This window comes from Kribbella sp. NPDC050470 (assembly GCF_044458365.1).
In the GTDB taxonomy this organism is placed as follows: domain Bacteria; phylum Actinomycetota; class Actinomycetes; order Propionibacteriales; family Kribbellaceae; genus Kribbella.
The window spans coordinates 374,656-387,857 of record NZ_JBITHV010000002.1 but is presented as its reverse complement, the minus strand read 5'-3'; the positions used below and the strand labels follow the sequence as shown (position 1 = coordinate 387,857).

At 66.9% G+C, this 13,202-nt stretch carries 9 protein-coding genes; 5 read left to right on the top strand and 4 right to left on the bottom strand.

Annotation, left to right across the window (positions count from 1 at the left end; genetic code table 11):
• The 4 genes from ACIBGM_RS06435 to ACIBGM_RS06420 all read left to right on the top strand — a co-directional run bounded on the left by ACIBGM_RS06435 (position 1) and on the right by ACIBGM_RS06420 (position 5,090).
• On the top strand, positions 1–2,544 hold the full coding sequence (locus ACIBGM_RS06435; RefSeq protein ID WP_396384687.1) for an ABC transporter permease: 2,544 nt from the start codon (positions 1–3) through the stop codon (positions 2,542–2,544).
• Between the two features lie 507 nt (positions 2,545–3,051).
• Positions 3,052–3,579 carry a hypothetical protein gene (locus tag ACIBGM_RS06430; protein ID WP_396384686.1) on the top strand — a complete coding sequence of 176 codons (528 nt, stop codon included), beginning with the start codon at positions 3,052–3,054 and terminating at the stop codon, positions 3,577–3,579.
• A 46-nt stretch (positions 3,580–3,625) separates the two neighbouring features.
• Positions 3,626–4,117, top strand: coding sequence for an SRPBCC family protein (locus ACIBGM_RS06425; RefSeq protein ID WP_396384685.1), 492 nt, complete (start codon positions 3,626–3,628; stop codon positions 4,115–4,117).
• Positions 4,118–4,418: 301 nt separating this feature from the next.
• A complete protein-coding gene (locus ACIBGM_RS06420; protein ID WP_360535069.1) occupies positions 4,419–5,090 on the top strand; it encodes an SDR family oxidoreductase in 672 nt (223 codons plus the stop codon).
• A gap of 36 nt (positions 5,091–5,126) precedes the next feature.
• Here the strand turns inward: ACIBGM_RS06420 and ACIBGM_RS06415 are convergent, their stop codons facing one another.
• Positions 5,127–5,477, bottom strand: coding sequence for an FCD domain-containing protein (locus ACIBGM_RS06415; RefSeq protein ID WP_396384684.1), 351 nt, complete (start codon positions 5,475–5,477; stop codon positions 5,127–5,129).
• Between the two features lie 808 nt (positions 5,478–6,285).
• On the opposite strand from ACIBGM_RS06415, the gene ACIBGM_RS06410 reads away from it, so the two are divergent.
• Positions 6,286–6,927 carry a hypothetical protein gene (locus ACIBGM_RS06410; protein WP_396384683.1) on the top strand — a complete coding sequence of 214 codons (642 nt, stop codon included), beginning with the start codon at positions 6,286–6,288 and terminating at the stop codon, positions 6,925–6,927.
• A 249-nt stretch (positions 6,928–7,176) separates the two neighbouring features.
• Here the strand turns inward: ACIBGM_RS06410 and ACIBGM_RS06405 are convergent, their stop codons facing one another.
• The 3 genes from ACIBGM_RS06405 to ACIBGM_RS06395 form a co-directional block, all read right to left on the bottom strand.
• Positions 7,177–8,784, bottom strand: coding sequence for a hypothetical protein (locus ACIBGM_RS06405; protein ID WP_396384682.1), 1,608 nt, complete (start codon positions 8,782–8,784; stop codon positions 7,177–7,179).
• Between the two features lie 101 nt (positions 8,785–8,885).
• Positions 8,886–11,864 (bottom strand): family 16 glycosylhydrolase, encoded by a 2,979-nt coding sequence (locus ACIBGM_RS06400; RefSeq protein ID WP_396384681.1) that lies wholly within the window; start codon positions 11,862–11,864, stop codon positions 8,886–8,888.
• A 12-nt stretch (positions 11,865–11,876) separates the two neighbouring features.
• On the bottom strand, positions 11,877–13,049 hold the full coding sequence (locus ACIBGM_RS06395; protein WP_396384680.1) for a family 16 glycosylhydrolase: 1,173 nt from the start codon (positions 13,047–13,049) through the stop codon (positions 11,877–11,879).
• Positions 13,050–13,202 lie beyond the last annotated feature (153 nt).

The following is a 13,202-nucleotide window of genomic DNA, read 5'->3' as shown; positions in this document are numbered from 1 at the left end:
ATGTTCACCGCAACCCTGCGAGGCATGCTCGCGCACAAGCTGCGACTTGTCCTCACCGTCGCCTCGATCGCACTCGGAGTCGCGTTCCTGGCCGGCACGCTCGTCCTGACCGACACCATGCGGCTGGCGTTCGACCAGCTGTTCGGCAAGGTCTCCTCCGGCACCGACGCGGTAGTCCGAGCCGAGGCCGCCTACACCCAGTCCGAAGGCACCGGCACCAGCCGGGGTCCCATCCCGTCCTCCGTACTTCAGAAGGTGCGCGGCGTCGACGGCGTCCGCACCGCCGAGGGCGAGGTCAGCGGCTACGCGCTGCTGACCGACAACGACGGCAGGGCCGTGCTCACCAGTGGTGGCGCCCCCACCATGGGCTACAGCATGCCGGCGGACCCCAAGCTGCGCGGCGACGTCAAGTTGCGCAGTGGGAGTGCACCGTCGGGACCGCATGAGGTGGCGATCGACGCCACCAGCGCGGAAGAACACCACATCGCGCTCGGCTCCACGATCAAGGTGCTGCTCCGTGGTCCGACTCAGGAGTTCACCGTGGTCGGTACCGTCGGCTTCGGCGGTGAGAAGAACCTCGGCGGTACGACGTCGGCGTACTTCGACGCAGCGACCGCGCAGAAGGTACTCGGCTCACCGGGAGTCTTCGACGCCATCGAGGTCAGCGCCGAGCCCGGCGTGAGCCAGGCCGAGCTGGCGCGGCGGATCGATGCTGCCCTGCCCGACGGCGCGGAGGCGGTCACCGGAGCCACCGTGGCGAAGGAGGCCTCGGACGCGATCAACGAGGACCTCAAGTTCGTCAGGTACATGTTCATGATCTTTGCCGGCATCGCGTTGTTCGTCGGATCGTTCATCATCTGGAACACGTTCACGATGACCGTGACGCAGCGGTCCCGCGAGATCGCGCTGCTGCGGGCGATCGGCGCCACCCGGCGCCAGGTCAGCAGGAGCCTGATCATCGAGGCGTCGCTGCTCGGTGTCTCCGCCTCGGCCGTCGGCATCGGTCTCGGCGTCGGCGTCGCCAAAGGGCTGAAGCTCCTGATGGACGTCGTCGGTTTCAGCCTGCCGAGCACGTCGCTGCAACTGCAGCCGCGCACGATCTGGGTCTCGCTGCTGGTGGGTACGATCGTGACCGTCGTGGCGGCTCTCGTCCCGGCCTTCCGGGCGACGAAGGTGCTGCCGGTGGAGGCATTGCGCGAAGCCGTGCCCGGCGCCGGCAACCCGTCGAAGAAGCGCGTCGCGACCGGCGTCGTTCTCACCGGCACTGGCCTGACCGGGATGTTCTCGGCGCTGTATGGCGACGCCGGCATGGCGCTGTTCGGCCTGGGCCTGCTGGGCATCGTCGGCGGAGTCATCACGCTGCTGCCGGCCGTCGCCCGTCCGCTGGCATCGCTCATCGCAGTGCCGCTGCGGCTGCGCGGTCTGCCCGGCGAACTGGCCAGGCAGAACGCGATGCGCAACCCGCGTCGTACGTCGTCGACGGCGGCCGCACTGATGGTCGGCCTGACGCTGGTCGTGAGCATGGGTGTGTTCGCGTCCTCGCTGAAGGCCTCGTTCGGCGATGTCATCGGAGGGTCGACCAACGCCGACCTGTTCGTCACTGCGTCCAGCACCCAGGCGCCGGGCTTCAGCCCCGAGGTGATCAAGGTGGTCGAGGCCGTCCCGGGCGTCGACAAGGTTTCGGCGAGCGGCTGGGGCCAGGCACGGTTCGACGGCGCGGACTCGAAATACTCCGCAGTCGACCCGGCGACAGCCGCGGACGTGCTGAACCTCGGATTGTCGTCTGGCTCGCTGTCCGATCTCGGCACCGACGGAGTGGTGGTGCAGAAGGCGGCCGCCACCGCACACGGGTGGAAGGTGGGTGACACGATCCCGGCAGAGTTCGCGGAAACCGGCAAGCACAACCTGCGCGTGGCCGGTATCTACGACACCAAGGGTTGGATCGGTGACGACTTCGTGATCAGCACTGCTGGTCAGACGGCGTACGCCGGAAGGCAGCTCACGGCGTCCGGTCTGGTCACCATCGCGGCCGGCGCCGACACGGCGACCGTGCAGAAGGCGATCACGGCGGCCTTGGCCGACCACCCCGACGCCAAGGTGCTCGACCGGAAGGGCTTCGAGAAAGAGGCCAGCGGCTTCATCGACGACCTGCTCACCTTCGTCACCGTGATGCTGGCGCTGGCGGTGCTGATCGCGCTGCTGGGCATCGTCAACACCCTGGTGCTGTCGGTGTTCGAGCGGACCCGCGAGCTGGGCCTGCTGAGGGCGGTCGGCATGACGCGCGGTCAGGTCCGGGCGATGGTGCGCTGGGAGTCGGTGGTGATCTCGCTGATCGGCGCACTGGCCGGAGCCGGCCTCGGCATCGGCCTGGGGCTGGCACTCTCGCAGGTCCTCGCGGACGAGGGCATCAAGGCGATCTCGATCCCTGGCCTGCAGGTCACGCTCTATGTGGTGCTCGCGGCGGTTGCCGGCGTACTGGCCGCCGTCGGACCGGCCCGGTCCGCGGCCAAGGCCGACGTGCTGCAGGCGGTGGTAGCCGACTGACCACCTGCAGCCTGGCGCAACCGCGGCCCGGCGGTGTCCTCACGGACAACGCCGGGCCGCGTCGCTGCGGAGCTATCCTCCGGGGGCTGTCCTCGCCGTGAGCCGACGGTTGCCAGCGGCAACTCTTGCCCAAACGGACAACCCGCCAACCACAGAAACACACGGGCACAGATCGTGCCGCTGGAAGTAACTGAATCGGCCATTTCAGTGTCCGAGGAGCTACGCGCGCCTTGACCACAGGGCTACAGCTCGGTGCTTGAGATGACATCTACAGGTTGTTGGCGTGAGTCCGTGCTCGGCGCTGCGGGCCCTCACTCGTGGGACAGTTGGCCGACGATGACGATCTTTACGTTTCACCTTGCGGAGCTCCGTCCGACGACGACGGTGGGGGCACTGTGGAAGGCGCCGGCTGTGTCTTCCACGCCTGGGCTGCGGTATGCCGAGTGCCTGGCGCTGATGCGCCTCGGTGCGCCGACGGTTTCGCCGGCTCGGATGCAGTTGCGTCGGATGGCGATGTTCGCGCGGTGGGAGGACGAGGCGGCGGTCGAGACGTTTCTGGCGGATCACCGCATGGGCAGGGAGTTGGCTGCGGGCTGGCATGTGCGTATGCAGTTCCTTCGTCGTTGGTCGCGGCTTGCGGCGCTGCCGGACCTGCCGGCGAGGGCGGGGGAGTGGGATCCTGCCGAACCTGTCGTGGCGGTCACGCTGGCTCGGATGCGCCTGCTGGAGGTGCCGAGGTTCCTGAAGTGGGGCAAGCCGGTGGAGCGGCTGGTTCGTGACCATCCGGGGGCCACGTTGGCGCTGGCCGCGATGCGCCCGCCGCGGACGATCTCTACCTTCTCTGTTTGGCGGACGGTGGGCGAGATGGAGGAGATGGTGCACGGCCATAGCAGTGTCCCGGAGCCCGAGCGTCATGCTGCCGCGATGGCCGAACGCCGGCGCAGGGACTTCCACCATGAGTTCGCGACCCTGCGGTTCCGGCCGCTGTCGGAGCACGGCTCGTGGCAGGGGCGCAGCGGCATCGTTCCTCGCTAGACCCGGCACGTTGTCCCACGCCTGGAAGAACGGAATGTTGCGGCCCATGAAGTACACGGTCTCCATCGAGATCGCCCTGCCGCGGGAGAAGGTGGTCCGGCTGCTCGAGGACCCGGCACACCGGCCGAAGTGGCTGCGGGGTCTGGTGCTGCACGAGCCGCTGAGTGGCGAGGACGGGCAGCTGGGCACCAGGTCGCGGGTCGTGATGCAGATGGACCGGCGGAGGTTCGAGGGCACCGAGACCATTACACGCCGGGAGCCGGCAGACCTGCGCGAGATCCAGACAGCGAGCGTCGTTCACTTCGACCGCGAGATCGTCGGCGAGGGCATGTGGAGCGCCGCGCGCGAGCGGCTGACCGAAGCCGGCCCGGAAACGACGCTGTGGGAGAGCGAGAACGAATACCGGTTCAGCGGTTTTCTGATGAAGCTGGTGGGACTTGTGATGCCCGGCGCCTTCCGCAAGCAGTCGCTACAGCACATGCAGGACTTCAAGGCGTTCGCCGAGCACGGAACGGACGTCCGCGAAGCGACGAACTGATCCGCCCTGACCGGTCAGGCGTCTGACGGCGTGGCGTGTCGATCTTGCCTCCGTTCGTAGATGACCGTTGGGGCAAGCTCCACCAGGGCTGTCTGGAGAAACCGTTGCAATCAAATAGGTTCAGTTGACTGGCAGTTTCACTGACGGTGAGCGCCTCGCGAGGACATCCACGTCGCGCAGTTGATCATCCCCCGCGGGATCGGCGGCGGCGAGCCTGACCACGAACCCACTGCCCTCTCCGATCGCATCTGATCCATGCACCGCGACCGTGCCGCTTACCGGACCCCCGTAGGCGAAGACATTGCATGACCGTCCCGGCCCGCATCGTCAACGCCCGGCCGGAAGGGGCAGCCGTAGTCGCGCATTCCGATCATCGGGTCGACTGACGGCGTCGGCCGACGCTGATGGCCGCCGTCGCCTGGCGGTTGCCGGACGTGCTTTCGCATGCGGTCGATCCCGGCTGGGTGCCTACGAAGTTGGGCGGACTCTCCGCCAGCAGACCGAGAAGGCCCAAACCGCCGCGTACGGCCCCCGGTTCCGGGACGACCTGCTCGCATCTGTCCACCGCCACACGGCGTCTACCCGCCGGGCACCTGACCCGTCTGACCCTGATGACTCGAGACGAAGGAGCCACTCCGATGACCGTCACCAACGACTCACTGGGAAGACCGCATTCGTCACCGGCGGCAGTGCCGGCTCGCCGACGAGCTCATCGTTCAAGGACTCAAGGCGCTGGCCCTGCGACGTCTCCGACGAGGACCAGGTGATGTACGCCGTGACCCGCACCGTCGAGGAGTTCGGCAGCCTCGACATGGCGTTCAACAACGCCGGGATCATGCTACCGCCGGCCGACTCCGCCGACGAGACCGGAGAGGCGTTCGACCGGCTCGTCGCGGTCAACCTCCGCGGCGTGTGGGCGTCGATGAAGCACGAGTTGAAGCAGATACGCGAACAGGGTCCGGCGCGATCGTGAACTGCTCCTTGCTCGCCGGCCTCGGCACGATCCGTCTCAAGAAGTGCTGTCCGTGCTCTGTGCTGCTGCCGAAGAAGCGGTGTCGACGATCGACTGGTCGATCAACGCGGCCATCGCGGTGTGCGCGGCGCGGGGACGCTTGTTGCGGATGGCAAGCAGTACCTTGGCGTGGAGATCGACTGCTTTGTCGTCGAGGGTGCCGTGTGTGTAGCGGTCGCGTAGCCGCATGCCGGTCTCGATAACCGTCGCCATTCTGGTGAGCAGTTCGTTGTGCGCGGCGTCCAGGAGTGCGGCATGGAACGCGAAGTCCGCCTCGACCTGGGCGGTGGCGTCCGGGCTATGGATGCGCGCAGGAGCTGCTGGATGGCTGTCGTCGACGTGGATCACAGGGGGCTTGATGCTTCGGGGTCTGGGTGGTGGTCGTGGTTATCTGCCGCTGTCCATCATGCGGATTTCCGGAGGAGCGATGCTTGTTCAGCGGGTGCTGTCGCCTGCCACGCGGGTGGAGTCATGGACGGTTCTGGGCGATGACGGCCCGGTGGTGTCGGTCGAGCGGTATCTGGCCTATCTGACCGACATCGACCGGTCCCCGAACACGGTGAAGGCCTCGAGTCCACCGACCGGGTCACGGCGTCCGCCCGGGCCTTCAACGAGACGGAGTTCGACTGGTGCGCCTCCTTCCCCGCTCGATCTCTTCCCTGACGCCGAGGATGGCGACGACGCCGAGGACGTGGAGGACGAACCCGTGGGTGGCGAGACCTTGTCGGTCCTCGGGCGTTGCGACTTCCGAATCACCGACGAGGTCGCGTGCTTGCGGCCGGACGCGCGGCGTACCTGCGCGCTTGGCCCGACGACACCAGGAAGACGCAGAGATCAGGGTTCAGCAGGTAGGTGACTCGGGCCGCCGAGTTGGAACACGCCGACGGTCTGACCGCATTGGACAACGCCACGTGTCTGAGGTTCCAGCGAGACGTCATCGGCTTCGTTGTTCACGAGGCCGAGGATGAAGAGACCTTCGACAACGATCCGTTTGGGATCACTCGAGACTAGGCGACCCAAGCTGGGACTGGCGCACCGTCATAGCGGTTCGCGCAGAGCCGCACCGTCGAGCGAGCAGCCACCTGAGATGAACCCGCCTCGGTGGCGGCCGCGCAATCTGCTGGCGGCCCGGTGCGTGGATCTCTAGTCTCTGTTCATGGGCGACGGTCGGATTTTGCTGCGTGACATCGTCATCGATCTCGGTGATGGGTCGCGCTGGCGCGAAGAGCTTGAGGCGCTGGCTCCGCTGATTGCAACCGCCCTGGGGATGGGCGAACGGGAGACGCTGTCCTATGGATACAGCCTGGGCAATGACCGCGGCCAGCTTACAAGCGTGCGCTACCACCGCGCGTTCTCCGGAGTGCCGCTCATATGGGGTGATGTGTTCATCGAGGTTGGCAAGGGCGGCCGGATCGTCGAGGCCAGGCCCGCATCCGCCACGCCGATCGAGCTACCCACGGCTGTCCCGACACTGTCAGGTGAAGCCGCCGAGCGCATCGTGCGCGAGCGGTTCGCGGCCGGCGACCTGGCCGCGCTGGAGGACCAACTGTTGCACCACCCGTGGGTAATGGACCGGACTGTTCTTGAGGTCCTTGCGCCAGACGATCGGGCCTGGCTGGTGTGGAACTGCAGCCTGACGGTGCCCGTTCCTGGACTCGGAGCCCACGTCTTGATCGACGCGCACACCGGGGACGTGGTCACGAGCTGGCGGTTCGGGTGTTTCCACCCAGGGCCTTCGTTCAACGAAATGGTGCTGCCACCCAGGCAAGGCATCCCCGCCGACACACCTCCCAGCTGAGCCGGCCGACGGCGCCGCTGGACCGGTTCAACTACGGTCCAGCAACTCACGGAGAACCTCGGCTGGTCGATCGAACGCCCCTCATCGACATGCGCGCACCTCAGCAGGTTCGGGCGTCCCGTGAGTGGATCCCCAGCAGCAGCAAGCCCGGCCCAGGCGTCGCTCTTCGATAACGATCCGCCTGCTGGCACCGCAACATGAGACCACGAATGCCCGTGTCGGACACCGTCCGCGACGAGAACGCCCAGGTCACGGCAGCGCCCGCAGCCACAACTCCAGATATGATCGATTCTCAACAGTCGTATTTCGCAACAGGATCGGCCCGATCAGCCTCGACGTCCAACGCGAGTACGGTTCGGTCGTCGTGTTGTACACGGGGACTCCGAAGCTGAGCCCACCGCCGGCCAGAAAGTCGCCGGCGTTGAAGGACTCGATGATGTCGCGTTCCCCAAATCTGGTGAGGATCGCGAGCTGACGGCCGACAGTGTCCCACTCGAGATCTTCGATGGTCTTACCCTCAACGAAGCCGAGGTCGGCCAGCGTGGCCGTTCCGCCATCGGGCGACAGGAACGCGACCACTCCGCGTGTATTCGCGGGCACGTACGCCAGCACGTTCCCCGTCGGAGACAACACAGCTCGCGTAGCCCCCTCGGAACCGTCGATGGTGGCGATCCGTGCCCCTTGTCCCGCCGCCTCGACCTGGGTCAGCGGCGCCCCGGCGAGGCTGCTGTCCTCGACGATCAGAGAGTGGTTGTCGCTGTGCCAGATCGGATGATCCAGGTTGCAGCCCACTCTGACCACCGCCGAGTCGGACAAGGTCAGGATGTCCACACAGGTCGACGAATCGCCGTCCGCCGTGCTGAAGGCGATCCGGGTGCCGTCCGGCGACCACGCCGGATGCGCAAGGCCGGCTCCGGACCGGACAAGCCTGTCGGCGCCCTGCTGACGAACCCATAGACCGCCGTCAAGAACGTACGCGATGTCGACACCGTTCGGCCCGCTCGTTACCTCGGTGGCCCCCGTCGGTGCGTTCTCGATCGGCACGATCTGTGTGGCCTTGGGCACTGCGAGACTCCCGAGCGCGGCCAGCTCGTTCGGCCGTCGGACGAGGGCGGTGACCTGCTCCCTCGCCTTCGCCGGTGACACGCGAGGGCTTTCCGGGCTCGGCTCGAACTCGTTGACGGCCCATATCTGGTACGTCACCGGACGCGAGGCCGCGGTCCACGGTTCGGTCCAGTGCGTCTGGTCCGGCGCGACATTGAATGTGGTGTCGATGCCGTCGACGGTCCGCCGTACGACGAACCCGACCGGCGTGGCGTTGCCCCATGATCCCGGCATCCACGAAAGATCCACGCCGCTGTACGTCGCATCCACCGTGACCTTGCCAGGCGTGTCGGGCCGGTCATAAACGCTGGCACTGAACTGAACATGACGCACACCTCGCGAGGTGCCGTCGAGGATCTCGACGTCCTGCGCATACTCTCCGGCGGTGGTGGCGGTGAGGCTCATGTCGACAACACAGCTCGCCCCAGGCCGGACGATGCCACCGCACCCGGCATTGCCCAGAAGCCAGCCGAAACCACCCTTCAGCGGCTGCACAGAAAGTCTCAGGTCAGTCGTCCCCACGTTGGTCAGGGTTGCATGCCTACCCGGCCGTTGCGTACCGGCGAAGACCTTGCCGAAATCGACCCGCGGCGTGTCGACAGCGATGGCCGCGTACGGCTGGGTGACTCGGCAGGGCTGGAATAGTTCTGTATGTAAGGCAATCGCCGAGCTCAGGGTGCGGTGGAATCGCCTCAGGTCCGTCAGTCGCGAGGGAAGGCGGGTCGATCCACTGTCTGTCGTGACTGTGCGCAAGGCCTCCTGGCCACCCGCTCGACGCGGGTGGCCAGCTGCTTGGCCCGGCTCGAACGTGTTGATGCTCGGCTGTCGAGAACCGCCAGGAGTCCGGGACCGGGTCAGGCGGGCACGAACTTCACGGCGCTGGTGCGGAGCCAGTTGGTGCCGGCTGCGTTGGTCAGTGTGACGTGGGCTGTGGTGCCGGCGGTGAAGGTGTAGCGGCCGAGGAGGATCCAGCGCATGCCGCCTGTGGTCTGGTCGATGGTGGTCGCGTCGGATCCGCCCGAGTGGGTGACGGTGTAACGGGCGGCGGTGGTGCTGTTGGAGTGGTTCGGGACCCAGGCGTAGACGTCGTACTCGCCGGAGGTCTCCAGGGTCGGTCGCCAGTCGGCGCTCGCCGTGGCGGAGTTGCTGGTTCGGGTCGGGGTGCCCTGCCAGCCTGGGACGCTAGACGCCGTCCAGGCCCCGGTCTCGCTGTAGCCGGCGTCGTTGATCCCGACGATCGCCATCGGCTTCGGTGTCACCGAAACGGTTATCGGCTTCGACTCGTTGCCGCTCTGATCGACAACGGTGACCGCGAGGGTGTGTGCGACGTTGTTCGTGAGATCGCCGACGGGGAAGCCAAGGCCGCGTGACTGGGCGTCCGCCGGGTTGCCGGTCGGTACGTCGGTGATCCGGCGGCCGTCGGCGTACACGTGGTATCCGTGCAGATCGACCTCGGTGCTCTGCGGCCAGTACAGCACCGCACCACCGTTGGTCGCCTCGGCGGAGAGTTCCGTCGAGGGCGCCGGGGACACCTTGTCCATCGGAACGTGGAGGATGAACGGCGTGGACGGTGCAGACTCCTTGCCGGCCCGGTCGACCGAGGTCACCGTCACCCGGTGCGTCTGCCCGGCGAGCAGTTCGTACATCCGGAACGAGGTGTCGCGGACCGGCTGCCAGGTGACCCGATTCCCGTCGAGATACACGTGGTAACCCACTGCGGCCGTCGGCTGCCAGCGCACCTGGAGGACCTGGTCGCCGTTCGCCAGGTTCGGCTGAACGTAGGCGAACACAGCACTGGGTGCTGATGGCAACGGTGCCGAGGCGGGCGCCGGCAGGAATTTGATCGCATCGGCACGCGCGACTCCACCGGCCGCCCGGTTCAGCTCGACCGAGCCGTTGCTGCCCGCATCGAATGCGAAGTTGCCCAGCTTGACCCACCGGTCCGCCCCGAGGCTCAGATCCGCCCCGACCGTACTGACTCCACCGGCATGCGTGACGGTGTACGTCGGCGGCGTGGCCTGGTCGGCGCCGACGCGAACGAACCTGACCACGTTGGTCCGCAGGTACCCGCGTCCCGCGGCGTTGGCGATCGTGACTCGTCCAGCGGTGCCGGCGGTGAACTCGTACGTGCCCAGCGAGATCCACCGTTTCCCGCCGGTCGTCTGATCGACATCGACCGATGCCTGACCACCGGGGTGCTCGACGGTGTAGCGCGCGGCGGTGGTGCTGATCGCATCGTTCGGCACCCAGGCGGACACCTCGTACTGCCCCGCGATCGGCAGGTCTGGCCGCCACGCCGCCGTCGCCTTCGTGTCGTTCGTCGTCCGGGTGGCGGTTCCGTCCCAACCGGTCAGACTCGAGGCAGCCCAGGCGCCGGACTCCGTGTAGCCGGGATCGGTGACTCCGACCCGGGTCTCGGTGTCCTGCCGGCCGTCCGGGATCCATGCATAGACGTCGTACGTCGTGCTCCCGGGCAGCGTCGGCGCCCAGCGCGCGGTCGCGGCCGGATCACCGGACCATCGAGTGTCCTGCCCGCGCCAGCCCGTCACGGTGTTCGAGGACTGCCAGGTTCCTTGTTCGCTGTAGCCGGCCTGATCGTTGTCCACGACAACTGCCGGGACGAACTTGACCGCGTCGGTGCGCAGAGTGCCGCTTCCTGCCGGGTCCGATGTGACGCGCACGCCTTGACCGCGGCCGGGCGTCATCTGGTAGGCCCCGAGGCTCACCCATTGCTGGCCTGCGCTGTCCTGGTTCACGACGGCTGAGGTCTGCCCGCCGTCATGGCTCACCGTGTAGCGGGCGGCCTTATGGCCGGTGCGCAGGTAACTAGGGTTCCAGACGAACACCTCGTACGACTGCTTGGCCGGCAGTTGTGGTCGCCAGGTGGCCGATGCGGCGGGGTCGTCGGTACGGCGTACGTCTTTGCCCTGGAAGCCGAAGGTCTGGTGGTGCCCGTCGGTGATGTCGTCGCTCCAGGTGCCGGTTTCGGAGTACCCGGGGTCGCCGTTGTCGACCACGACGGTGTCGGCGGTCACGTCGGCGCCCGGCTGGACCGGGGCGTAGTACCGGAAGTAGTCCCAGGCCGTTTCCCCTGGCAGGTTGGACTCGTCGACCGGTGCGGTGAACCCGAGGGTCGTCAGCCAGATGTTCTGCAGACCGTGTGGCCCGGGCTTCGGCAGGACGCGTGTCAGCTGTCCGTCGATGAAGTACCGCACCTGCGTCGGCGTCCACTCGAAACCGTAGACGTGGTAGCCGTCCGAGGAATCCGGACCCTTGTACAGGCCGCCCGGGTTGCCGATGTGTTGCGGCACGAACCAGTGCGAGACCTGGCTATACAGGTCCGGCGCGTGCGAGTCGACCTCGAAGCCGTCGATCTCGTTCACCCGGTTGTTCGGGCCCTTGTACAACGGAGTGTCGGGCACGTAGTCGGACAGGCCGGTCGTCCACAGCGCCGAGTGGAAGCCCTTGTATCCCCACAGTTTGGCGCGCGTCTCGTAGTACCCGTAACCGAAGGTCTTGCGGCTGATCACCCCACCGCACGTGTACGGCTTTCCGTTGCGGTCCTCGCGCTTGAGCGCGATGCGCATCGAGCCGTCGGAGACGGTGACGTTGCCGGGGTTGTTGGAGCAGATCGCCTTCTCGCCTTCGCGGTAGAACCACGAGCCGGTGTCGAGTCGCGTCCCGTCGAACTCGTCGGACCAGGCGAGCTGGTACCCCGGAACCGGCAGCGACGGTGTCGCGCCGGCGACGGAGGACGCAGGCGGCAGGGTCACCAGCCCCGCGGCGAGCAGAATGCCGGCGATGCCGGCGTGGACAGACTTGCGGACCTTCACGAACACAACCTCCTAGTTCGACCGGACGAGTTTGACCGAGTCGGCGCGGATGCAGCCCGCCCCGTCGCGATCGATACGCACGATGTACGGCGTACCGCCGGTCAGAGCGTGATTGCCGAGCGGAACCCAGCCGCTGGCCTGGGTCAGATCGATCCGGGACCGGATCAGTGCGGTACTGCCGTCCCAGACCGTCACAGGTGCGTCGACCTGTCCACCGGATCCGCCGACCCGGTAGAAGTAGATGTCGTACGACCCGGTGGCCGGGGGAGCAATCGTCCAGCGGCCCGCCGTTCCGCTGTCACACGAGTAGCGCGCCGTGAGGCCTGCGAAGCCGCGGACACCGGACGTCGCCCACCCCGTTCCGGTCTCGGTATAGGTGCCTCCGGTGGCGTCGTTGTCGGCGTACGCGTCGCGCTCGTAGTACCGGAAGTAGTCGAACTGCACCTTCCCTGGAAGCGCGCTCTCGTCCACCGGATTCTCGATCGGCTGGTAGGCGATCGCGGTCAGCCAGACGTTGAGGTAGTTGTGCACGTAGCTGTCGGCCGGGTATGTCGCCGGTACGTCGCCGCGCGCGACGAGCGAGCCGTCGACGTAGAACTTGACCGTGTCTTCGAGCCATTCGAAGCCGTAGGTGTGAAAGGCCGCCGAGGTGTCGAAGCCGACGTCGTAGATGCCACTGGTCGGGGTGTAGCCCTGCCCCCAGGCGATCACGTTGTGCCGGATCCGTCCGGGCAGATTCGAGTCGACCTCGAAGCCGTCGATCTCGGTCTGCGGGCTGGCGCCGCCGTTCTCCGCCGCCCAAAAGGCCGAGTGCCACCCCGTGCCGACGTTCGTCCTGGCGCGAGTCTCGTAGTAGCCGTAGCGGGAGCTGCGTTTGCTGATCAGGCCGCCGCCGGTGTACCTATCGTCGGAGTCCACCGCGAGCCCGCAGTTCTCACCGGCGGTGTTCTTCGGGCACAGGTAGATGGTCATCAGTCCATCGCCGACGACGACGTTCTCGGAGCGCTGCTGGCTGCCCTTGATGTCGGTCCGGAACGTCCACGCGGTGGTGTCGGTTGTGGTGCCGACGAATTCGTCGGCCCACTCCAGTTGGTATCCAGTCGGCGCTGCCTCCGCCGACGTGGCCGGCGCGGGTGCCGTAGCGACGAGCAAGAGGGGTGCTGCGAGTAGTGCGGTCAGTTTCATCTTGTTCCTCCAGAGCCGACGGACGGTGGCTCCTGCACAGGTGAAGATGACGGGACCGTAGCACTAGAGATCCACTATGTGAATATCTGATCCTATATATCGCTATCCAATCGCACCGCGTCCGGGCGTGGAGATTGCAGTAAGGGTTGTGGT